Below are 19,654 nucleotides of genomic sequence, written 5' to 3'. Positions count from 1 at the left end.
GCCCGCTCAGAGGCCCTGGGCGAGCAGTTGCGCCAGGTGCAGCGGGCGCCGCCCTGCGAGCTGCTCGATCTGGGTGCGACAGGAGAACCCGTCGGCCAGCACCGCCGTGTCGGGCGATCTCCGGGCGAGCTCGGGCAGCAGCGCCTGCCCGGCGATGTCACGGCTGATCTCGCCGTGGCCACGGGTGAAGCCGAAGTTGCCGGCCAGACCGCAGCAGCCGGCGGGGAGCCGGTCGGCGTGCACACCGGCCGTGGCGAGCAGCGCCTCGTCGGCGTCCCAGCCCATGATCGCGTGCTGGTGGCAATGGACCTGGGCGGCGGCCGCGCGTCCCACCAGCTCCGGGTGCCAGCCGGGGGCGTGCCGGGTGAGCAGCTCGGCCAGGGTGAGGGTCTGGTCGCGCAGGCGGCGTACGTCTCGGTTCTCGGGGAGCAGCTCGGGTCCGTCGGAGCGCAGCACGGCGGTGCAGGACGGCTCCAGGCCGACCACGAGTCCGCCGCGGTGCAGGTGGTCGGCGACCAGCTCGGTCGCGCGGGTCAGCCTCCGGCGGGCCGTCCGCAGCTGCCCGGTCGAGATCCAGGTGAGCCCGCAGCACAGCGGCTCGGTGGGGATCTCGACGGCGAACCCGGCGTCCTCGAGGACCCGTACGGCGTCCCGGCCGATCTCCGGCGCGAACTGGTTGGTGAAGGTGTCCGGCCACAGCAGCACGGTGCGCCCGGCCTCGCGAGGTGCCGGCCGGCCGGCGGCCCACTCCTGCAGGCTCTGCTGCGCGATGCGCGGGAAGGGCCGGTTCTCCAGGCCGGCGATCGCGGCCGCCGCGCGCCGCGTCACCCGGTTGCCGAGCACCGCGTTGGCCGCGCCGACCAGGCCCGCCCGCCGCGTGGCCCGTACGCCGGCGGGCAGCCACCCGAGGGCGTAGTCGGCGCGCGGGCGGAGCCGGCCGGCGTAGTGGTGCGCCAGGAACTCCGCCTTGTACGTCGCCATGTCGACCCCCACGGGGCAGTCGTGCTTGCACCCCTTGCACGCCAGGCACAGGTCGAGCGCCTCCCGGACCTCCTCGGAGCGCCACCCGTCCGCGATCGGTCCCTCGCGGTGGCCGTCGAGCATCTCGAACAGCAGCCGGGACCGGCCGCGCGTGGAGTGCCGCTCGTCCCTCGTCACCTGGTACGACGGGCACATCACCTGGTCCCGCGGCGCGGACTGACGGCACCGGCCCACGCCCACGCATCGCTCGGCGGCGTTGGCGAACGAGCCGTCGTCGTCGGGGAAGGCGAACCAGGTGCGGCGCTCCTGCTTCGGTGTCCAGTCGGCTCCCCAGCGCAGGTTGTGGTCGAGGGGCAGCGGGTGCACGACCTTGCCCGGGTTCATCAGGTCGCGCGGGTCGAAGATCGCCTTGAGCTCCTCGAAGGCGCGCAGCACCCGCGGCGGGTACATCCGACCGAGCAGCTCACCGCGGGTCTGGCCGTCGCCGTGCTCGCCGGACAGCGACCCGCCGTACCGCACGACGAGGTCGGCGGCTGACTCGAGGAAGCTGCGGAAGGCGGCGATGCCGCGGCTGCTGGTCAGGTCGAACGGGATCCGGGTGTGCACGCATCCCTGGCCGAAGTGCCCGTAGAGCGCGGGGCCGGCGTCATCCTCGAAGCCGAACTTCTCGAACAGCCGGCGCAGGTCCCGCAGGTAGTCGCCGAGCGCCTCGACCGGCACCGCCGAGTCCTCCCAGCCCTCGTGGGTCTCCCGGTGGCCCGGCGGGTGGGCGGTCGCCCCGAGCCCGGCCTCCCGGACGCTCCAGATCCTCGCCTGCTCGTCGGGGTCGCCGACGATGCGCGTCGAGGGCGGGTGCGGCCAGCGGTCCACGTCGTCCTGCAGCCGTCGCGCCCGCTCGTCGACGGCCTCGCGGGAGTCGCCGGAGAGCTGCACGATGAGGTAGGCCCGGCCGGCCGGCAGGTGGGACATGGCGTCGACGTGCTCGCGCTGCAGCTTCTCGTCGCGCAGCAGGTGCTCGTCGAGGCCCTCGAGGGCCTCCGGCTCGTGGTCGAGCACCGCCGGGACGGCATCGGCGGCGGCGTCGATGCGGTCGAACCCGAGCACGACCAGCGTGCTCTCGGGCAGCACGGGGACCAGCTCGAGCTCGGCGTGCAGCACCGTGACCAGCGTCGACTCGCTGCCGACCAGGGCGCGCGCCACGTCGAAGCCGTACTCCGGAAGCAGGCTGTCCAGGTTGTAGCCCGACACCCGGCGCGGGATCTGGGGGAAGGCCTGGCGCACGTCGTCGGCGTACTCCTGGCCGAGGGTGCGCAGCTTGCGGTAGACCGAGGCGCGCAGGTCGCCGCGTGCCTCGATGCGGGCCAGCTCCTCCTCGGTCGTGGGGCCGCACCAGAAGCGGGTCCCGTCGGCGAGCAGGACCTCCAGCCGGCGTACGTTGTCGACCACCTTGCCGGTGCGCTGAGCCGTCGCGCCGCAGGAGTTGTTGCCGATCATCCCGCCGATCGTGCAGTTGCGGTGGGTGGCGGGCTCGGGCCCGAAGCGCAGCCCGGTCGGGGCCAGCTCGCGGTTGAGGTCGTCGAGCACGATGCCGGGCTCGACGATGCAGGTACGCCGCTCGCGATCGACCTCCAGCACCGCCCGGCAGTGGACCGACCAGTCGATGACCACCGCGGTGTTCGTGCACTGCCCGGCCAGGCTCGTGCCGCCCCCGCGTGACAGCAGCGGTACGCCGTGCTCGTTGCAGACCCGCACCGCCGCGACCGCGTCCTCGACGGTCCGCGGCACGACCACGCCGATCGGCACCTGCCGGTAGTTGGAGGCATCGGTGGAGTACGCCGCCCGGTGGCCGGCGTCGAAGTGCACCCCGCCCGGGACGACCTCGCGCAGCGCCTCCTCGACGGACGCGCTCATGACTGGCCGGCCGTCTCGGGAGCACCGGACCGCCCCGAGGAGCCGGCTGGGAAGAAGGAGATCTTGCCGTCGGCCTCGAGGACCGCGAGGTCGAGCTCGGCCAGGTCGCGGATGCCCTGCTGGCGCGCGGCCGCGATCAGGTCGACGTCGCTGAGCCGCTGCTCGCGCATGGCGCGCACCAGCATCTGTCCGTCCCGCAGCACGACGACGGGGGAGCCGTTGATCGCGGAGCGCAGCCGCGGGAACCGCCATTGGGCCCACGACAGCGCGACGGTGAGGACCGCGAACACCGAGATGGCGATGATGGCTCCGGTGAGCGAGTAGTCCTGCTGGGTGACGCCCTGCTGGATCAGGTCGCCGAGGGTGACGTAGAGGAGCAGCTCGAAGGTGCTGAGCTCACCGAGCGTGGAGCGGCCCACGGCCCGGGTGACGCCCCACAGGAAGACGAACATGACCAGTGCTCTGAGGGCGATCTCCACGGGGTGCCTCCTCCGCTCACGGCCGGGTCAGGGCCACAGGAACGTGCCGAAGTCCACGGCGGCGACCGGCTCCCCGTGGACGCGCAGGGCGAGACGCCCGTCCGCGCCGCGCTCGCTCGCGGGCTGGATGTAGGCGTCGTAGTCCAGGACGAAGGTGTCGCCCGGTGGCGGGTCGAACCGCATCAGCAGGTCGGTGCCGTCGCGCGTCTCGGCGGACGGATCCGGGTGGAAGCCCTGGGTCTCGAAGATCCCCAGGTAGTCGCCGGTGAGGGCGAGCGTGATCGGCGCGCCGAACCCGCCCGGGTGCTCGACGGTGACCCGCCAGCGCACGTCGAGGCCGGGCCGGGCGATGCCGGGATAGCTCAGCGTGAGTCGGTACCCGGCGCCGGTGACGGTGCGGGTGACCGTGTGCACGCCCAGTCCTCCGGCCAGGTCCACGGCGACGACCAACGCCAGGATTCCGATGCCGAGCCGTCGTCCCCCGAGGGCCGCGGGGAGGGATGACTCGGCCAGGTCCGTGGTCGTCGCCGTGGAGCTCGGTCGGCTCATGCCGTGCGGGCGGGCGGCCCTTCGATCTCCTTGCGCAGGTCCCGCAGGATCCGGCTGAGCAGTCGGGACACCTGCATCTGGGTGACGCCGATGCGCTCGCCGATCTCCTTCTGGGTCAGGCCCTCGTAGAAGCGGAGCTCGACGATGGAGCGGTCGCGCGGGGCAAGCCGGCGCAGCGCGGGCTCGAGCATCACCCGGGCGTCGGCGACGTCGTACGCCGCGTCGTCCTCGGGCAGCAGGTCGCCGAGCGACGTCGTGGTGCCGTCGCCCACGGGACGGTCCAGCGACGTCGGGGTGAAGCACCCCTCGGCCGTCATGGCCTCCTCGACGGCCGCGAGCGGCTCGCCGATCTCCTCGGCGATCTCGGGCAGGTCGGGCTCGCGGCCCGTCTCCTGCTCGAGCAGCGAGCGTGACGCGGCGACGGCCGCCTGCAGCTCCTGCACGCGGCGCGGAGGCCGGACCGTCCAGCCGTGGTCGCGGAAGTACTTCTTGACCTCTCCGCGGACGGTCGGGACGGCGTAGGCCAGGAACTCGTCGGACTGGTCGGGGTCGAAGTCGCGCGCGGCGCGGACCAGCGCGGCGTACGCGACCTGCTCCAGGTCCTCACTGGCGATGCCGCGACCGCCGTACGGCGCGGCGAGGCTGCGCGCTACCTCCATGTTGAGCACGACGGCCTCATCGAGTGCCGCCTGGCGCTGCTCCTGGCTCGTCGCATCGCGTGCGGCGCGCAGGAGTGCCTTGGTCCGCGCACGGCGGCGGCGGCGTTCGGGAGAGACGTTCTGCGTGGTCGGAGAAAGCTTGTGGATCGGCGAACTCATGATCCCCCCTCGGGGAATTATCGTTCGTGGTCCTGCCTTCGTCTCAAGCAGGGGCCTGCGTCCAGAGGACGCTTCTCCGACGGTATCGCTGGTCGGCGCAGAAGCCAACCGGCATGTCCTGCGGGGACCGGGGTAGTGGACTCTCGGGGATGGGTGGCACCGGTACCGAGATGACCGACACGCAGGACTGGATGCAGGACTGGACGGAGGACCACGGGTGCGCGACAGGATGCAGATCGCCGAGGCCGGGATCGTGACCGGGACGTCCGACACGGACTACGACCTCCTCCGATTCACCCAGAGCTGCCTGATGAACGCGGCGCGACTGGAGACCTACCTCGAGGACGCGCGCAGGTCCGGGGACCACGAGGTGGCCCGGCTGCTGGCGCGCGCCCAGGGCGACGCGGTGCGGGACGCGGAGGAGGGGAAGGCGCTGCTGAGCTCCCGGCTCCAGCGCTGATCGGCTGATCAGTCGTCCTCGCCGGTGAGCTCGCGGCCCACGGCCGTGTGATCGGCCGCCCAGGGGAGGACCAGCCACAACAGGCCGAAGGCGGCGCCGGCGATCCCGAGCGCGATCCAGCCGGCCGTCCGCGACACGACCAGGTCGACGACGATGAAGAAGATGCCGCTGGTGGTCACCGCGAGCGTGGCCAGGCCCGCCCGCGCGCAGACGTGGGCCGCGTCGATCAGCCACCTCCGCCTGCGCCGGCGGAACAGCACGCGGTGGAACGCGACGGGGGCGACCAGCAGCGCGGTCGCGACGATCGAGCACGTGAACACCAGCAGGTACGCCGTCCGCTCGGTGTGGTCCAGGGCCTCGAACCGGTTGGTGAACGGCACCGTCATCAAGAACGCCGACAGCACCTGTACGCCGGTCTGGGTGACCCGCAGCTCCTGGAGCAGCTCGGCCCAGTTGCGGTCCTGGACGTCCGGGTCGTCGGGGTCGGGCTCGGCGCGCATAGGCCCCGGTACCCGGAACGAGCCCGAACCCATGCATGCCACCCCGGGACCGGGGTACTCGGCCGTGACCGACCGAGGACCGAGATCTCGAGGAGGCGTCATGCCGCAGGGTGCCTGGAGCAAGAAGCGGGAGCGTCAGTACGAGCACATCAAGGAGGGGCTGGAGGACCGCGGCCACAGCGAGGACGAGGCCGAGGAGATCGCGGCCCGCACCGTGAACAAGGAGCGGGCCCGGCACGGTGAGTCCCGCGAGGCCAGCCGGACCTCCACCCACGACATCTCCTCGGGCCGGCGCGGCGGGCTGCGCTCGCATCGCGGCGAGGGTGGGAGGACGCGGGACCAGCTCTACCAGGAGGCGAAGCGCAAGAACATCAAGGGCCGCTCGAAGATGAACAAGGCCGAGCTGGAGCGCGCGGTGGGCCGATGAGTGGCATGAAGGTCGCCGACTTCCTGCTCGAGCGGCTGCGGAGTTGGGGCGTCACCGACGTCTTCGGCTATCCGGGCGACGGGATCAACGGGCTGATCGCCGCCTTCGGGCGGGCGGACGACAACCCCCGGTTCCGCCAGGCACGGCACGAGGAGATGGCCGCCTTCGCGGCGGTCGGCTACGCCAAGTTCAGTGACCGGGTCGGGGTCTGCATGGCCACCTCGGGTCCCGGAGCCATCCACCTCCTCAACGGCCTGTACGACGCCAAGCTGGACCATGTCCCCGTCGTGGCGATCGTCGGGCAGACCGCGCGGACCGCGATGGGAGGCTCCTACCAGCAGGAGGTCAACCTGCCGTCGGTCTTCGAGGACGTCGCGGGCTTCGTGGAGACGGTCACCGTCCCCGAGCAGCTGCCGGGCGTCCTGGACCGCGCGATGCGGGTGGCGAAGGGCCGTCGTACGCCCGCGGTGGTGATCGTCCACGCCGACGTGCAGGAGCTGGAGTACGTCGCGCCGACGCACGCGTTCAAGATGGTGCCCTCGAGCGAGGCGCCTCCGTCGTACGCCGGCGCCCGGCCCGACAGCACATCGCTGGACCGGGCGGCGGAGATCCTCAACTCGGGCGAGAAGGTCGCGGTGCTCGTGGGCTCCGGCGCCCGCAACGCCGATGTCGAGCTGGTGCAGCTGGCCGACCTGCTCGGTGCGGGCGTCGCCAAGGCGCTGCTGGGCAAGGACGTGCTCAGCGACGAGCTGCCCTACGTGACCGGATCGATCGGCCTGCTCGGCACCCGCCCCAGCTACGAGCTGATGCGCGACTGCGACACGCTGCTGGTGGTCGGCTCGAGCTTCCCCTACAGCCAGTTCCTCCCGAAGTTCGGCTCGGCCCGCGGCATCCAGATCGACTCCGACCCCACGATGATCGGGATGCGCTACCCGTTCGAGCTGAACCTCGTCGGCGACGCCCGTACGACGCTGCAGGCGCTCATCCCGCGCCTGGTGCGCAAGCCGGATCGCGGCTGGCAGGACAAGGTGCGGTCGAACGTCGCCGACTGGTGGGAGTCCATGGAGTCCGAGGCGATGGCGCCCGCGGAGCCGATCAACCCGATGCGGATGTTCAGCGAGCTGTCGACGCGGCTCCCCGACGACGCCATCATCACGGCGGACGCCGGGTCGTCGGCCAACTGGTACGCCCGCAACCTCCGCTTCCGCGGCCAGATGCGCGGCAGCCTCTCCGGGACGCTCGCCACCATGGGCTGCGCCGTGCCGTACGCGATCGGTGCCAAGACCGCGCATCCGGACCGGCCGGTGATCGCCCTGGTCGGCGACGGGGCGATGCAGATGAACGGGCTGGCCGAGCTGATCACCGTCGCGAAGTACTGGAAGGAGTGGGAGGACCCGCGGCTGGTCGTCGGCGTGCTGCACAACGACGACCTCAACCAGGTGACCTGGGAGCTGCGGGCGATGGGCGGCTCGCCGACGTTCACGCCGTCGCAGTCCCTTCCCTTCGTCGAGTACGCCGGGTTCGCCGAGCGCCTGGGCCTCGCGGGCCGGGTGGTCGACGACCCCGAGGACCTCGGACGGGCCTGGGAGGCGGCGCTGGGCGCCGACCGGCCGGTGGTGCTCGACGTGCATGTGGACCCGAACGTCCCGCCCATCCCGCCGCACGCCACCTTCGAGCAGATGAAGGACACCGCGAAGGCGCTCATCCATGGCGACGAGCAGCGCTGGGGCGTGGTCAAGGAGGGCATCCGCACCAAGGCCCGGGAGGTGTTGCACCGCTCCGATCGCTGAGCGCCTCCGGGCCGATTCGAGGCCATCGGTGTCCTCATCCGACACCGATGGTTCTTGACACGTGCGGGACAATTTCGGCAGTACCCGCACCCACCCCTCGGAGGCCCACCGGTGGACGATCGCGCCGCTGCCGACACCTTTGCGCGGCTCGCGCACCAGCTGCACGACCAGGACGGTTTCGAGGAGACCCTCGAGCTCCTGGTGGAGGCCTCACCGGCCCTGGTCGGGAGCGACGCCGCGGCTGTGCTGCTGTTCCGCAAGGGGCGGCTGGCCGAGCGTGGACCGGGGTCGGACACCGCCGCGGAGAAGGCTGACCAGCTGCAGCTGGAGTACGAGGCCGGCCCGGCCTGGGAGGCGGCGTGCGACCGTCATACGGTCCACGTTCCCGACACCCAGGAGGCCGAGACGGTCTGGGGCGAGGCCCTGGCGCTGCTCGGCATCCGCAGCGCGATCTCTGTCCGGCTGTGGACCGCCAACTCCACCCTGGGCGCGATCTCCTTCTACGCCCACCGCCCGCGTGCCTTCGACGCGAACTCCATCGCGGTCGCGGAGATCATCGGCCGGCACGCCTCGATCGCGCTGGCCTCGGCGCGCAGCGAGGAGTCGCTGCATCAGGCCATCGACGGCCGCAAGCTCGTCGGGCAGGCGCAGGGCATCCTGATGGAGCGCTTCGATCTCGACGACCGGCAGGCCTTCGACGTGCTGCGGCGCTACTCGCAGAGCACCAACACCAAGCTGATCGAGGTGGCCCGGCTGCTGGTCAGCACCCGCCAGCTCCCCGGCCACTGAGCCGATCACGCCGATCCCGGCGCGGATCCCGCCGCGGTTGGTAGCGTCCCTGCGTGCGCCGCCTGCTGAATCACTGCATCAACACCGCCTGGGGATGGATCGAGCGCAACGGCGACGTCGGCCCCGGCAGCCGGATCGGCGAGCGCTTCGGCAGCCTCGGCGCGGGCAGCTGCCTGGCGTTCCCCCTCGGCGCGGTGTTCGGCACCGAGGAGATGTACGTCGGCACCGGCACCCTGATCGGCAAGTACTCCACGCTCTCGGTCGGCTACGGCCCCACCCAGTCGGTGCTCCCGCCACGCGGACTGGTGATCGGCGACCGGTGCGTGATCGGCACCCGCGCCTGCATCACCGCGCACGAGTCGATCGAGATCGGCGACGACGTCTGGCTCGGCCAGGACGTGTTCATCTCCGACGCCAGCCACGGGTACGCCGACCCGGACGTGCCGATCGGCCTGCAGTTCGGCCAGCACCGGCCGGTGCGGATCGGCTCGGGGACCTGGATCGGGCACGGCGCGATGATCCTGCCCGGCGCCACCATCGGGCGCAACGTCGTCGTGGCCGCCGGGTCGGTGGTCCGCGGCGACGTCCCCGACCACACCGTCGTGGGCGGCGTGCCCGCTCGCACGCTCCGCAGCTACGCGCCGGTCGGGGGCTGGGTCGCGGCCGATCCGGTCGGTTAACAACCGTTAACCAAAGCGGTAGGGTGCGAGCATGAGCGCGGACCGCAGCCGGATCGAGGAATTCGCAGCACACGCATCGGCGTACGCCGGTCGCTCACTCGGCGCCGCGACCGCCGAGCAGTACGACGACCTGTGGCGCTGGTCGGTCGAGGATCTCGACGCGTTCTGGCGCGCCGTGGCGTCGTACGTCGGCGAGGACCTGCCCGGGCCGGCGCTCGCCGAGGAGCGGATGCCGGGCGCCGTGTGGTTCCCCGACGCGACGGTGAACTACGCGGCGAGCGTCCTCCGCGGCCGCCCCGACGACGAGGTCGCCGTCGTCGCGGTCACCGAGGACCCGGTGGCGACACGTCGATTGACGTGGGCGCAGCTGCGTGCCGAGGTGGCCTCGCTCGCGGCGACGTTCCGCGAGCTCGGCGTGCAGCAGGGCGACCGGGTGGTGGGCTACCTGCCCAACGGCTCCGAGGCGATCGTCGGGATGCTGGCGACCGCCAGTCTCGGCGCGGTGTGGTCGGTGTGCGGCATGGACTACGCGGCATCGGCCGCCTGCGCCCGGTTCGGACAGCTGGAGCCGGTGCTGCTGGTCCACGCCTCGTCGTACGTCAACGGCGGGCGGACCCACGACCGCTCCGACGTGGTGGCCGACCTCGTCGCCGCGCTCCCGACCCTGAGCGCACGTCTGGAGATCGGCACCGACGCCTGGCGGCGCGCCGTCGGCAAGGACGTCCCGTTCGAGCCGGTCCCGGTGCCGTTCGCCCACCCGCTCTGGGTCCTCTTCTCCTCGGGCACCACGGGGAAGCCGAAGGGCATCGTGCACAGCCAGGGCGGCGCCCTGCTGGAGCAGGCGAAGGTGGCGGCGCTGCACTTCGACCTCGGGCCGGGGGAGCGGCTGTTCTGGTACACCACCCCGAGCTGGATGATGTGGAACTTCCTGGTCGGCGCCCTGCTGACCGGCGCCTCGGTCGTGGCGTACGACGGCAGCCCGGCCCATCCGACCACGGACGCGCTGTGGGCGCTGGCCGCCGAGCACGGGGTGACCGCGCTGGGCATGAGCCCCGGCTACGTGGCCGCCTGCCAGAAGGCCGGGGTGGGCCCGGCCGGCCACGACCTGCGCCGGCTGCGCCGCGTCGGCATCTCCGGATCGGCGTTCCCCGCGACCAGCCACGAGGCGCTGCAGGCCGAGCTCGGCGAGGACGTCCAGATCGCGTCGATCAGCGGCGGCACCGACGTGGTCAGCGCGTTCGTCGGCGCCGTGCCGAACGTCCCGGTCTGGCCCGGGGAGCTGTCGCGGGCGTGCCTGGGTGTCGCGCTCGATGCGTACGACGCCGCGGGCCGGCCGGTCCGCGGCGAGGTCGGCGAGCTGGTGGTCACCCGCCCGATGCCGTCGATGCCGGTGTTCTTCTGGGCAGACCCCGACGGCGCGCGCTACCACGACGCCTACTTCGACACCTTCCCCGGCATCTGGCGGCACGGCGACTGGATCACCCTCACCGACCACGGCTCGGTCGCGATCCACGGCCGCTCCGACGCGACCCTGAACCGCAACGGCATCCGGATGGGCAGCGCCGACATCTACGAGCCGGTCGAGGCGCTGCCGGAGGTCCGCGAGGCGCTGGTGATCGGCATCGAGGAGGCCGGCGGCGGCTACTGGATGCCGCTGTTCGTCGTACTGGCCGAGGGTGCGGAGCTCGACGAGCGCCTCCAGGACCGCATCAAGCAGGCCGTCCGTACGCACGCCTCGCCCCGCCACGTCCCCGACGAGGTGTTCGCCGCGCCCGGCATCCCGCACACCCGCACCGGCAAGAAGCTCGAGGTCCCGGTGAAGAAGGTGCTGCTCGGCCAGGACCTGTCCGGGGCCCTCGATCCCGGCAGCGTGGACGCGCCCGAGCTGCTGGACTGGTACGCCGCCGTCGGGGCCGAGCATCGCGCCTGACCCTGCTCGCTAGAGTGGGGCACTCCCCGCCCGTAGCGCACGAAGGACTCCGATGACCGCCTGGCTGTTGCTGGGACTCGCCATCCTCCTGGTCCTCACGTGCGGGGCGTTCGTCGCCGCCGAGTTCGCGTTCGTGACCGTCGACCGGTCCAGCGTCGAACGGGCCGTGGGTGAGGGGGACGCGGCCGCGGCGGGCCTGCAGCGGGCGCTCCGCTCGCTGTCGACCCAGCTCTCCGGCGCCCAGGTCGGCATCACCCTGACCAACCTCGCCGTCGGCTTCCTGGCCCAGCCGGCGCTGGCCGAGATCCTGCACGGGCCGTTCCGCTCGGCGGGTCTGCCGCAGGGCGCGGTCGGTCCGGTCGCGGTCGCCGTGGCGATGACGCTGAGCACCGTGTTCACGATGCTGATCGGCGAGCTCGTCCCGAAGAACGTGGCGCTGGCCATGCCGCTGCGGACCGCGCGGGCGCTGCAGGGGCCGATGCGGGCGTTCACGACGCTGGCCACCCTGCCGATCCGGCTCCTCAACGGCACCGCCAACGCCGTCGTACGCCGCCTCGGGATCGAGCCGCAGGAGGAGCTCCGCTCCGCCCGCAGCTCGGCCGAGCTCGCCTCCCTGATCCAGCGCTCCGCGGACGTCGGGACGCTCGACGCCGACACCGCCGAGCTGATGGAGCGCTCGGTGGAGTTCGGCAGCCGCACCGCCGGCGAGATCATGACCCCGCGCGTGCGCACGCGCAGCGTCGAGGAGAACGACCGCGCCGAGGCGGTCATCGCGCTGGCCCGCGAGACGGGGCACTCGCGCTTCCCGGTGCTCGACGACTCCGACGCGGTCGTCGGCACGGTGCACGTCAAGAACGCCGTCGCCCTGCCGCTGCCCGAGCGGGCGACGGTCCGGGTCAAGCACCTGATGATGCGCCCCACCGTCGTACCGGACAGCCTGCGTCTCGACCCGCTCCTCGAGCTGCTGCGCGGTGACGGGTTCCAGATGGCCGTGGTCCTCGACGAGTACGGCGACCATGCCGGCATCGTCACCCTCGAGGACGTGGTCGAGGAGATCGTCGGCGACATCGCCGACGAGCACGACCGGCTGGGGGAGCGCGGCCGGCTGCGCCGCGACGGCACCTGGTCGCTGTCCGGGCTGCTCCGCCCCGACGAGGTCGAGGACCTCACCGGCGTGGCGCTGCCCGAGGACGAGGACTACGACACCATCGCCGGCCTGGCCCTGAAGATGCTCGGCAGGATCCCGGTCGCGGGGGAGACCGTCGACGTACCGCTCCCACCCGAGGAGGAGGACGATCCGATGCGCGTCGCTCACCTGACCGTCGAGCACATGGACGGCCTGCGCATCGACCGGCTGACCCTGCGGATCGGCGAGGTGGAGCAGTGAGCCCCGTCGTCGCCCTCCCGCTGGCCCTGCTGCTGCTCGCGGGCAATGCCTTCTTCGTCGCGGCCGAGTTCGCGCTGATCTCGGCCCGCCGCAGCCAGATCGAGCCGAAGGCGCGGGCCGGCTCACGGCTGGCCCGGACCACGCTGCAGGCCCTGGAGCGGATGCCGCTGATGATCGCCGGCATCCAGCTCGGCGTGACCGTGTGCTCGCTGGTCCTGGGCGCCATCGCCGAGCCCGCCGTCTCGCACCTGATCGAGCCGCCCTTCGAGCACCTGCACGTCCCCGAGGACGTCGTCCACATCGTGGGGTTCGTGATCGCGCTGCTGCTGGTCGCGTTCTGCCATGTGGTGTTCGGCGAGATGGTGCCGAAGAACATCACCATCGCCGGGCCCGAGCGGGCCGTCCTGCTGCTCGCCCCGCCGATGCTGGGGCTGGTGACCGTCCTCAAGCCGGTCATCGTCGTGCTCGACGCGATCGCTCGGCTCATCCTGCGGGCGTTGCGCATCGAGCCGAAGGACGAGGTCGGCAGCAGCTTCACCCGCGAGGAGGTCGCCGCCCTGGTCGAGGAGTCCCGGGGCGAGGGCCTGCTCAACGAGGGCGAGGCGACGCGGCTCTCGGACGCGCTGGAGTTCGCCGACCGGACCATCGCCGAGGTGATGATGCCGCCGGAGTCGCTCACGACCGTCCGCCGCGGAGCCAGCGGCGCCGACGTCGAGGCGCTCTGCGCGGCCACCGGCTACAGCAGGTTCCCCGTGCGCGACACCGAGGCGCCCGAGGGGGAGCAGCTGATCGGCTACCTGCACATCAAGGACGTGCTCGAGCCCGACGTCGTACGCCGCGAGCGGCCCGTCGCCGACCGCTGGATCCGTCCGTTCGCGTCGGTCCGCCCGACCAGCTCGCTGCACGGCGCCCTGGAGGTCCTCCAGCGCCGGGGCGCGCACATGGCGCGGGTCGTCGGCGAGGACGGCGCCACCCTCGGGATCGCCGCCCTGGAGGACGTGATCGAGGAGCTGGTCGGCGAGATCCGGGACGCCGCCCACTACGACGACGCGCCTGTGCAGGACCGATGACGAGCGGCACTACAGTTGGCGCCGTGGCAGGCCCGAGGACGAGCAGCTCAGCGCCGGCCGCCGACCCCGACCGGGGCGGACCGCGCACCGGCCGGGTGCTCACCTGGCCGAACGCCGTCAGCGTCCTGCGGCTGCTGCTGATCCCCGTCTTCCTGTGGCTGGTCCTCGGCCCCCACCTCGACGCCATCGCGCTCGCGGTGCTGATGGTCTCCGGCATCACCGACTTCGCCGACGGCTGGCTGGCCCGCAAGCTCGACCAGCAGTCGGTCCTCGGCCAGCTGCTCGACCCGATCGCCGACCGGCTCTACATCCTGGCGGTCGTGGTCGGCCTGGCGATCCGCGGCGTGGTGCCGTGGCCGGTCGCGGCGATCCTGCCGCTGCGCGACCTGCTCATGTGGGGCCTCGTCCCGCTGCTGCGCACCCGCGGCTACAGCGCGCTCCCGGTGCACTTCCTCGGCAAGGCCGCCACGTTCAACCTGCTCTACGCCTTCCCGCTGCTGCTCCTCGGCGACGGCGACGGCACGATCGCGACCCTGGCGAACGTCTTCGGGTGGGCGTTCACCGGCTGGGGGATCGGCCTGTACTGGTGGGCCGGCCTGCTCTACGCCTGGCAGGTCCGCAAGCTGCTGCGCACGACCCCGCCGCACCGCACGGCCCCGGAGGGCTGAGGCGTTGCCCGAGCACCTCGACCGCGCGCGTACGCCGCTGCTGACGCTGATCACCCTGCAGTCCCTCGACGAGGACTACCAGGTGGTCAGCCGGCGGCGCAGCGCCGCGGGGGAGGAGCCGAAGCGCGGGCGGACCGCGCCCGTGATCGGCGTGCTGCTCCTCTTCGGCCTGCTGGTCACGGTCGCTGCCGTCCAGACCTCGCGTGACGCAGGTGTCGATGACGCCAGCCGCGAGAGCCTGATCAGCAGGATCACCGAGCAGCGGGCCGAGGTGGCCGCCGGCGCGCGACGCCTCGCCGACCTGCGCCGGGCCAACACCAAGTCCGAGTCGTCGCTGACCGGCCTCGGCACCCAGCTCACCTCCGCCGAGGCGCGGGTCGCCGATCTCGGCGCCCTGACCGGCATGCGGGCGGTCACCGGCCCGGCCCTCAGGGTCAACCTCGACAACGCCGCGTACGCCGACCAGAACAGCCAGGTCCGCGACTCCGACATCTCGCTGCTGGTCGACGGGCTGTGGGCGGCCGGCGCCGAGGCCATCACGGTCAACGGGCAGCGGCTGACCTCGCGCACCGGCATCCGCACCTCGGGCGACGCGATCGAGGTCAACGGCAACGGGATCGCGCCGCCGTACACCATCCTCGCCATCGGCGACACCGACCAGATGGCCGCCGACTTCCTCAACTCGGCCAGTGGGCAGGACTTCGTGGCCCTCGCCGATCAGTACGCTTTCCGCTACGACCTGCACGACGTCGGGCAGGTCCGGATGGCTGCCGCGTCGTCATCGGTGACCAGGCTCCGCTACGCGGCCGCCTACAGCCAGCAGAAGAAGACGACCAAGAAGGACGGAACCCCATGATCGCCGTGCTCGGACTCGTGGTCGGCGTCGTGCTGGGCCTGGTGTTCAAGCCCGACGTGCCCACCGGCCTCGAGCCCTACCTGCCGATCGCGGTCGTGGCCGCACTCGACGCCGTCTTCGGTGCGCTGCGCGCCTACCTGGACGGGATCTTCGACGACAAGGTCTTCGTGGTCTCGTTCCTGAGCAACGTCGTCATCGCGGCCGGCATCGTCTACCTCGGCGACCGGCTCGGGGTCGGCGGGCAGCTCTCGACCGGCGTCATCGTCGTGCTCGGCATCCGGATCTTCACCAACGTGGCCGCGATCCGAAGGCATCTGTTCCATGCCTGACTCCGTGCCCGGTCACGGTCCCGATCACGTGCCCCATCACGCGGCCGGCACCGGACCCGACCCTGCGGCCGCCGACCAGCCGACCGCCCGGCAGCGCGTGCTCGCGGGGCTGCGCAGCACCTCCCGGCGCCAGCTGATCGTGGGCGTGCTGCTTGCGCTGCTCGGCTTCGGTGCCGTCACCCAGGTCCGGGCCAACCGGACCGACGACACCTACGCCGGCCAGCGCCAGCAGGACCTCATCGACATCCTCGACGCCCTCTCCGGAGCGCGCCAGCGGCAGGACGCGGAGGTCTCGCGCCTGACTACGGTCCACGACGACCTCAGCAACGACAGCACCAAGCGCCAGGCGGCCGTCGACCAGGCCAACGGCCAGGTGGCCGACCTGCAGATCCTCGCCGGCCTGGTCCCGGTCACCGGCCCCGGCATCCGGATCACCATCACCGAGGAGACCGGCAAGGTGAAGGTCTCCTCGCTGCTGGACACCATCGAGGAGCTGCGCACGGTCGGCGCCGAGGCGATGCAGATCAACGGCAAGGTGCGGATCGTCGCGCAGACCGCTTTCGAGCCCGACAGCGCCGGCTTCCTGGTCGACGGCCAGCAGGTGCAGGCGCCGTACGTCATCGACGTGATCGGCGACTCCGACGTCCTCAGCGGCGCGATGAACTTCGCCCTCGGACCCAAGCAGCAGCTCAACGACGACGGCGCCCAGGTCCGGGTCGACCAGCTGTCCTCGCTCGACATCGAGGCGGTCACCGACCGCGACCACACCAAGCAGGCATCGCCCGACCAGTGACCGGTCCGCGAGGACCAGTAACGTTCCGCCCACCCGCACCCTGATGGACCCCAGACCGATCCGACTGACGAGGAGCACCCCGTGAACCCTGCCGACCTGAAGTACACCGCGGAGCACGAGTGGGTGCGCGACCCCGGCACCGCCGAGGGCTCGGTGCGCGTCGGCATCACCGACTACGCCCAGGACGCGCTCGGCGACATCGTGTACGTCTCGCTCCCCGAGGTCGGCGCCGCCGTCACCGCCGGCCAGCCGTGCGGCGAGCTGGAGTCCACCAAGTCGGTCAGCGACGTGTACGCGCCGCTCACCGGCGAGGTCGTGGCCCGCAACGACGCCCTGGACGCCACCCCCGAGCTGGTCAACAGCGACGCGTACGGCGACGGCTGGCTGTTCGAGGTCGTGCCGGCCGATCGCGGCGACCTCGACGGCCTGCTCGATGCCGCGGCGTACGAAGCGGGCATCGAGGGCTGACCTCCGCCCTCGTCCCGGGTGTAGGTTTCCAACCATCGACCTGTGATGCAGGGTGAGGGTTGTCCCGACAGCCCGCCCCGCCCGACAACTCCGACCCACGAGGAGTCCTGATGCCGTTCTGCACCAACTGTGGCCGGCAGAACCCCGACGACGCTCGGTTCTGCTCCCAGTGCGGCACGCGGCTGGTCGGCCCGGACTCCCCGGTGAGCCCGCCGACCGACGTGACGGCCACGATCCAGTTCGGGGGCAGTGACAAGGTCGAGACCTCGGACCGGCAGCTCAGTGCCGTCGATGCCGCGGCGGTCGACGCGCTGCCCCGGGGCCACGCGCTGCTGGTGGTCCAGAAGGGCCCGGGTGCGGGCAGCCGCTTCCTGCTCGACCAGGACGAGGTGACGGCGGGTCGCCACCCGCAGAGCGCGATCTTCCTCGACGACGTGACCGTCTCGCGGTCCCACGCGATCTTCCGGCGTACGCCGGCGGGCTACACCGTCGAGGATGCGGGCAGCCTCAACGGCACCTACGTGAACCGCAACCGGATCGAGAAGGTCGACCTGCACGACGGCGACGAGGTGCAGGTCGGCAAGTACCGGCTCGTCTACTTCTCCGGCCACGACGACGCCTGAGCCCCCGCAGATGGTCGAACCGCAGCAGCACCGTGCCGTCGGAGTCACTGGGGACGAGCGCGCCCTGCTCAACATCGGGCAGGTGCTCGACCGTCTCCACGAGGACTTCCCGTCGGTCACGATCCCGAAGATCCGCTTCCTGGAGAGCGAGGGGCTGATCAAGCCCGAGCGGACGCCCGCCGGCTACCGCAAGTTCGCGGCCTCCGACGTCGAGCGGCTGCGCTACATCCTGCGGATGCAGCGCGACTACCAGCTGCGGCTCTCGGTGATCGCCGAGCACCTCGACGCGATGGACCGCGGTCTCGAGCCGCCGCAGATCGAGGCCATCATCCCCACGGTGCCGAAGGTCCCGATGGGGGTGGACGGGCTGCCCTCGCCGGAGTCGTTCCGGCGTACCGACAACCTGCGGCTCTCGCGCAAGGAGCTGGTCAAGATCGCGGAGATCTCCGAGTCGGTGCTGGCCGAGCTCGAGGGCTTCGGGCTGGTCACGGCCAGTCGGACCGGCCACTTCGACTCCGACGCGCTCGTCATCGCCGAGACGGCCCGCGAGCTCGCCGAGTTCGGCCTCGAGCCCCGGCACCTGCGGGCCTTCCGGGCAGCGGCCGACCGCGAGGTGGGGCTGGTCCAGCAGGTCACCGAGCCGTTGCGTCGCTCGCGCGACGGCGCCGCCGCGGCGCGTGCCGAGGAGACGGCGAGCGAGATCGCGGCGCTGTCGGTCCGGCTGCACGCGACCTTGGTGAAGGCCGGCCTGCGTCGTTCCTGATCGGCGCTCCTGATCGGCGCTCCTGATCGACGCTCCTGATCGACGGTGGGCCCACCCGGCACGAGTAGGCTGGTGCTGTGCGCGAGGTCGATGTCATGGGAGTCAGGGTCGAGATGCCCTCGAACCAGCCGATCGTGCTGCTGCGCGAGGTGGTGGGGGACCGGTACCTGCCGATCTGGATCGGTGCGGTCGAGGCCACGGCGATCGCGTTCGCCCAGCAGGGCGTGGTGCCACCGCGTCCGCTGACGCACGACCTGATGAAGGACATCCTCGCGGCGACCGGGGCCGAGCTCAGCCAGGTGCAGATCACCGACGTGCGCGACGGGGTGTTCTACGCGAACCTGGTCTTCGCCGACGGGGTGGAGGTCAGCGCCCGGCCGTCGGACTCGATCGCCCTGGCGCTGCGCACGGGAACTACCATCGTGTGCGCCGAGGAGGTCCTCGACGAGGCCGGTCTGGCGGTCCCGGCCGAGCAGGACGAGGAGGTCGAGAAGTTCCGCGAGTTCCTCGACCACGTCTCGCCCGAGGACTTCGATGCGACCGAGTGAGCGGCCCTCACGAACCCTCAAGGTGAACTTGAGGGTGAGAGATCTGCGACACGCCCGGCAACGTCTTTGACCGGCGTCGTGCCCGCGCCGTACCGTCATGTGTTGTCAGCAACGAGGCCTTGGAGGACCGAGTGAACGAGCAGCAGCCGGACCAGTCACTGGAGTCCGCCGCCACCGCAGTGGCGGAGGAGCAGGGTCTGCTCTTCACCGACGACGTCTCCCCGCTGCCCAGCGACCTGGGCTACCGCGGACCGACCGCCTGCAACGCCGCGGGCATCACCTACCGCCAGCTCGACTACTGGGCCCGCACCGGCCTGATCGAGCCGAGCGTCCGGGGCGCCAAGGGCTCCGGCTCGCAGCGGCTCTACAGCTTCCGCGACATCCTCATCCTCAAGGTCATCAAGCGACTCCTCGACGCCGGCATCTCGCTGCAGCAGGTCCGCACCGCGGTCGGCCACCTGCGCGAGCGCGGCACCGACGACCTGACCCAGGTCACCTTGATGAGTGACGGCGCCTCGGTCTACGAGTGCACCACGAGCGACGAGGTCATCGACCTGCTCCAGGGCGGTCAGGGCGTCTTCGGCATCGCCATCGGCGGCGTGTGGCGCGAGATCGAGGGCACCCTCGCCGCGCTGCCCAGCGAGCGGGCCAGCGACACCGTCCCCGCCGCGCCGATGGAGAGCGACGAGCTCGCCGCCCGGCGCGCAGCGCGCAACGCCGGCTGAGCAGCACCGGCACCATCCCCAGTCTGAAGGGCGGCTCCGGCCGCCCTTCTGCGATTTCCCGCCGCGACTCGACGCGGAACCGCCAGGGTGTCCGCGAGCGTCATACCGTC

Annotated in this window: 22 protein-coding genes; 17 read left to right on the top strand and 5 right to left on the bottom strand. The window is 71.9% G+C overall.

The window, feature by feature from the left end; genetic code table 11:
• Positions 1-6 precede the first annotated feature (6 nt).
• Genes ACYU8V_RS04985 through ACYU8V_RS04970 form a run of 4 tightly spaced genes read right to left on the bottom strand, consistent with a single transcriptional unit; the run spans position 7 to position 4,738 of the window.
• Positions 7-2,892 carry an FAD-binding and (Fe-S)-binding domain-containing protein gene (locus ACYU8V_RS04985; RefSeq protein ID WP_460845613.1) on the bottom strand — a complete coding sequence of 962 codons (2,886 nt, stop codon included), beginning with the start codon at positions 2,890-2,892 and terminating at the stop codon, positions 7-9.
• A complete protein-coding gene (locus ACYU8V_RS04980) occupies positions 2,889-3,371 on the bottom strand; it encodes a DUF421 domain-containing protein (protein ID WP_460845612.1) in 483 nt (160 codons plus the stop codon). The genes ACYU8V_RS04985 and ACYU8V_RS04980 overlap by 4 nt, the downstream gene beginning before the upstream one ends.
• 27 nt (positions 3,372-3,398) lie before the next feature.
• The gene (locus ACYU8V_RS04975) at positions 3,399-3,920 is read right to left on the bottom strand and encodes a hypothetical protein (RefSeq protein ID WP_460845610.1); all 522 of its coding nucleotides are present in this window, start codon (positions 3,918-3,920) and stop codon (positions 3,399-3,401) included.
• Positions 3,917-4,738 carry a sigma-70 family RNA polymerase sigma factor gene (locus ACYU8V_RS04970; RefSeq protein WP_460845609.1) on the bottom strand — a complete coding sequence of 274 codons (822 nt, stop codon included), beginning with the start codon at positions 4,736-4,738 and terminating at the stop codon, positions 3,917-3,919. The genes ACYU8V_RS04975 and ACYU8V_RS04970 overlap by 4 nt, the downstream gene beginning before the upstream one ends.
• Before the next feature lie 217 nt (positions 4,739-4,955).
• Here ACYU8V_RS04970 and ACYU8V_RS04965 point away from each other — a divergent pair, with 217 nt between their 5' ends.
• Positions 4,956-5,198, top strand: coding sequence for a hypothetical protein (locus ACYU8V_RS04965; protein WP_460845608.1), 243 nt, complete (start codon positions 4,956-4,958; stop codon positions 5,196-5,198).
• Between the two features lie 8 nt (positions 5,199-5,206).
• Here the strand turns inward: ACYU8V_RS04965 and ACYU8V_RS04960 are convergent, their stop codons facing one another.
• Positions 5,207-5,698 carry a DUF6328 family protein gene (locus tag ACYU8V_RS04960; protein WP_460845606.1) on the bottom strand — a complete coding sequence of 164 codons (492 nt, stop codon included), beginning with the start codon at positions 5,696-5,698 and terminating at the stop codon, positions 5,207-5,209.
• Positions 5,699-5,798: 100 nt separating this feature from the next.
• On the opposite strand from ACYU8V_RS04960, the gene ACYU8V_RS04955 reads away from it, so the two are divergent.
• The 16 genes from ACYU8V_RS04955 (at position 5,799) to ACYU8V_RS04880 (ending at position 19,544) form a co-directional block, all read left to right on the top strand.
• A complete protein-coding gene (locus ACYU8V_RS04955) occupies positions 5,799-6,125 on the top strand; it encodes a plasmid stabilization protein (protein WP_460845605.1) in 327 nt (108 codons plus the stop codon).
• Positions 6,122-7,915, top strand: a complete 1,794-nt coding sequence (locus ACYU8V_RS04950; RefSeq protein ID WP_460845604.1) for a thiamine pyrophosphate-requiring protein — start codon at positions 6,122-6,124, stop codon at positions 7,913-7,915. Before ACYU8V_RS04955 ends, ACYU8V_RS04950 begins: the two co-directional genes overlap by 4 nt.
• 111 nt (positions 7,916-8,026) lie before the next feature.
• A complete protein-coding gene (locus ACYU8V_RS04945; protein ID WP_460845602.1) occupies positions 8,027-8,704 on the top strand; it encodes a GAF and ANTAR domain-containing protein in 678 nt (225 codons plus the stop codon).
• 53 nt (positions 8,705-8,757) lie between these two features.
• Positions 8,758-9,384, top strand: coding sequence for an acyltransferase (locus ACYU8V_RS04940; RefSeq protein WP_460845601.1), 627 nt, complete (start codon positions 8,758-8,760; stop codon positions 9,382-9,384).
• A 31-nt stretch (positions 9,385-9,415) separates the two neighbouring features.
• Positions 9,416-11,314 carry an acetoacetate--CoA ligase gene (locus tag ACYU8V_RS04935; RefSeq protein ID WP_460845600.1) on the top strand — a complete coding sequence of 633 codons (1,899 nt, stop codon included), beginning with the start codon at positions 9,416-9,418 and terminating at the stop codon, positions 11,312-11,314.
• Between the two features lie 52 nt (positions 11,315-11,366).
• Entirely contained in the window at positions 11,367-12,701 is a 1,335-nt protein-coding gene (locus ACYU8V_RS04930; protein ID WP_460845599.1) for a hemolysin family protein, read from the top strand.
• A complete protein-coding gene (locus ACYU8V_RS04925) occupies positions 12,698-13,771 on the top strand; it encodes a hemolysin family protein (protein ID WP_460845598.1) in 1,074 nt (357 codons plus the stop codon). The genes ACYU8V_RS04930 and ACYU8V_RS04925 overlap by 4 nt, the downstream gene beginning before the upstream one ends.
• Positions 13,768-14,439 (top strand): CDP-alcohol phosphatidyltransferase family protein, encoded by a 672-nt coding sequence (locus tag ACYU8V_RS04920; protein ID WP_460845597.1) that lies wholly within the window; start codon positions 13,768-13,770, stop codon positions 14,437-14,439. Before ACYU8V_RS04925 ends, ACYU8V_RS04920 begins: the two co-directional genes overlap by 4 nt.
• Positions 14,440-14,443: 4 nt before the next feature.
• Positions 14,444-15,295: a DUF881 domain-containing protein gene (locus ACYU8V_RS04915; protein ID WP_460845595.1), complete on the top strand. Its 852-nt coding sequence runs from the start codon at positions 14,444-14,446 to the stop codon at positions 15,293-15,295.
• Positions 15,292-15,624, top strand: coding sequence for a small basic family protein (locus ACYU8V_RS04910; protein ID WP_460845594.1), 333 nt, complete (start codon positions 15,292-15,294; stop codon positions 15,622-15,624). The genes ACYU8V_RS04915 and ACYU8V_RS04910 overlap by 4 nt, the downstream gene beginning before the upstream one ends.
• Complete coding sequence (locus tag ACYU8V_RS04905; RefSeq protein WP_460845593.1) at positions 15,617-16,417, top strand: DUF881 domain-containing protein; 801 nt, start codon at positions 15,617-15,619, stop codon at positions 16,415-16,417. The genes ACYU8V_RS04910 and ACYU8V_RS04905 overlap by 8 nt, the downstream gene beginning before the upstream one ends.
• An 81-nt stretch (positions 16,418-16,498) precedes the next feature.
• Positions 16,499-16,885 carry a glycine cleavage system protein GcvH gene (gcvH, locus tag ACYU8V_RS04900; protein ID WP_460845592.1) on the top strand — a complete coding sequence of 129 codons (387 nt, stop codon included), beginning with the start codon at positions 16,499-16,501 and terminating at the stop codon, positions 16,883-16,885.
• Between the two features lie 110 nt (positions 16,886-16,995).
• Complete coding sequence (locus ACYU8V_RS04895; RefSeq protein ID WP_460845590.1) at positions 16,996-17,508, top strand: FHA domain-containing protein; 513 nt, start codon at positions 16,996-16,998, stop codon at positions 17,506-17,508.
• A gap of 10 nt (positions 17,509-17,518) precedes the next feature.
• The gene (gene ftsR / locus ACYU8V_RS04890; RefSeq protein ID WP_460845589.1) at positions 17,519-18,271 is read left to right on the top strand and encodes a transcriptional regulator FtsR; all 753 of its coding nucleotides are present in this window, start codon (positions 17,519-17,521) and stop codon (positions 18,269-18,271) included.
• A 77-nt stretch (positions 18,272-18,348) separates the two neighbouring features.
• Positions 18,349-18,819, top strand: coding sequence for a bifunctional nuclease family protein (locus ACYU8V_RS04885; protein ID WP_460845588.1), 471 nt, complete (start codon positions 18,349-18,351; stop codon positions 18,817-18,819).
• A gap of 131 nt (positions 18,820-18,950) precedes the next feature.
• Positions 18,951-19,544, top strand: a complete 594-nt coding sequence (locus ACYU8V_RS04880) for a MerR family transcriptional regulator (protein ID WP_460845586.1) — start codon at positions 18,951-18,953, stop codon at positions 19,542-19,544.
• Positions 19,545-19,654: the final 110 nt, after the last annotated feature.

The sequence above is a fragment of the Nocardioides ultimimeridianus genome, assembly GCF_054777895.1.
The sequence above is the reverse complement of the archived record's forward strand: the minus strand, read 5'-3'. Positions and strand labels throughout refer to the sequence as shown.

Excerpts from the sequence above, each read along its gene's own strand:
- ACYU8V_RS04985 (WP_460845613.1), bottom strand. The coding sequence starts at position 2,892 with ATGAGCGCGTCCGTCGAGGAGGCGCTGCGCGAGGTCGTCCCGGGCGGG.
- ACYU8V_RS04975 (WP_460845610.1), bottom strand. The coding sequence starts at position 3,920 with ATGAGCCGACCGAGCTCCACGGCGACGACCACGGACCTGGCCGAGTCA.
- ACYU8V_RS04970 (WP_460845609.1), bottom strand. The coding sequence starts at position 4,738 with ATGAGTTCGCCGATCCACAAGCTTTCTCCGACCACGCAGAACGTCTCT.
- ACYU8V_RS04960 (WP_460845606.1), bottom strand. The coding sequence starts at position 5,698 with ATGCGCGCCGAGCCCGACCCCGACGACCCGGACGTCCAGGACCGCAAC.
- ACYU8V_RS04955 (WP_460845605.1), top strand. The coding sequence starts at position 5,799 with ATGCCGCAGGGTGCCTGGAGCAAGAAGCGGGAGCGTCAGTACGAGCAC.
- ACYU8V_RS04950 (WP_460845604.1), top strand. The coding sequence starts at position 6,122 with ATGAGTGGCATGAAGGTCGCCGACTTCCTGCTCGAGCGGCTGCGGAGT.
- ACYU8V_RS04935 (WP_460845600.1), top strand. The coding sequence starts at position 9,416 with ATGAGCGCGGACCGCAGCCGGATCGAGGAATTCGCAGCACACGCATCG.
- ACYU8V_RS04930 (WP_460845599.1), top strand. The coding sequence starts at position 11,367 with ATGACCGCCTGGCTGTTGCTGGGACTCGCCATCCTCCTGGTCCTCACG.
- ACYU8V_RS04920 (WP_460845597.1), top strand. The coding sequence starts at position 13,768 with ATGACGAGCGGCACTACAGTTGGCGCCGTGGCAGGCCCGAGGACGAGC.
- ACYU8V_RS04910 (WP_460845594.1), top strand. The coding sequence starts at position 15,292 with ATGATCGCCGTGCTCGGACTCGTGGTCGGCGTCGTGCTGGGCCTGGTG.
- ACYU8V_RS04905 (WP_460845593.1), top strand. The coding sequence starts at position 15,617 with ATGCCTGACTCCGTGCCCGGTCACGGTCCCGATCACGTGCCCCATCAC.
- ACYU8V_RS04895 (WP_460845590.1), top strand. The coding sequence starts at position 16,996 with ATGCCGTTCTGCACCAACTGTGGCCGGCAGAACCCCGACGACGCTCGG.
- ftsR (WP_460845589.1), top strand. The coding sequence starts at position 17,519 with ATGGTCGAACCGCAGCAGCACCGTGCCGTCGGAGTCACTGGGGACGAG.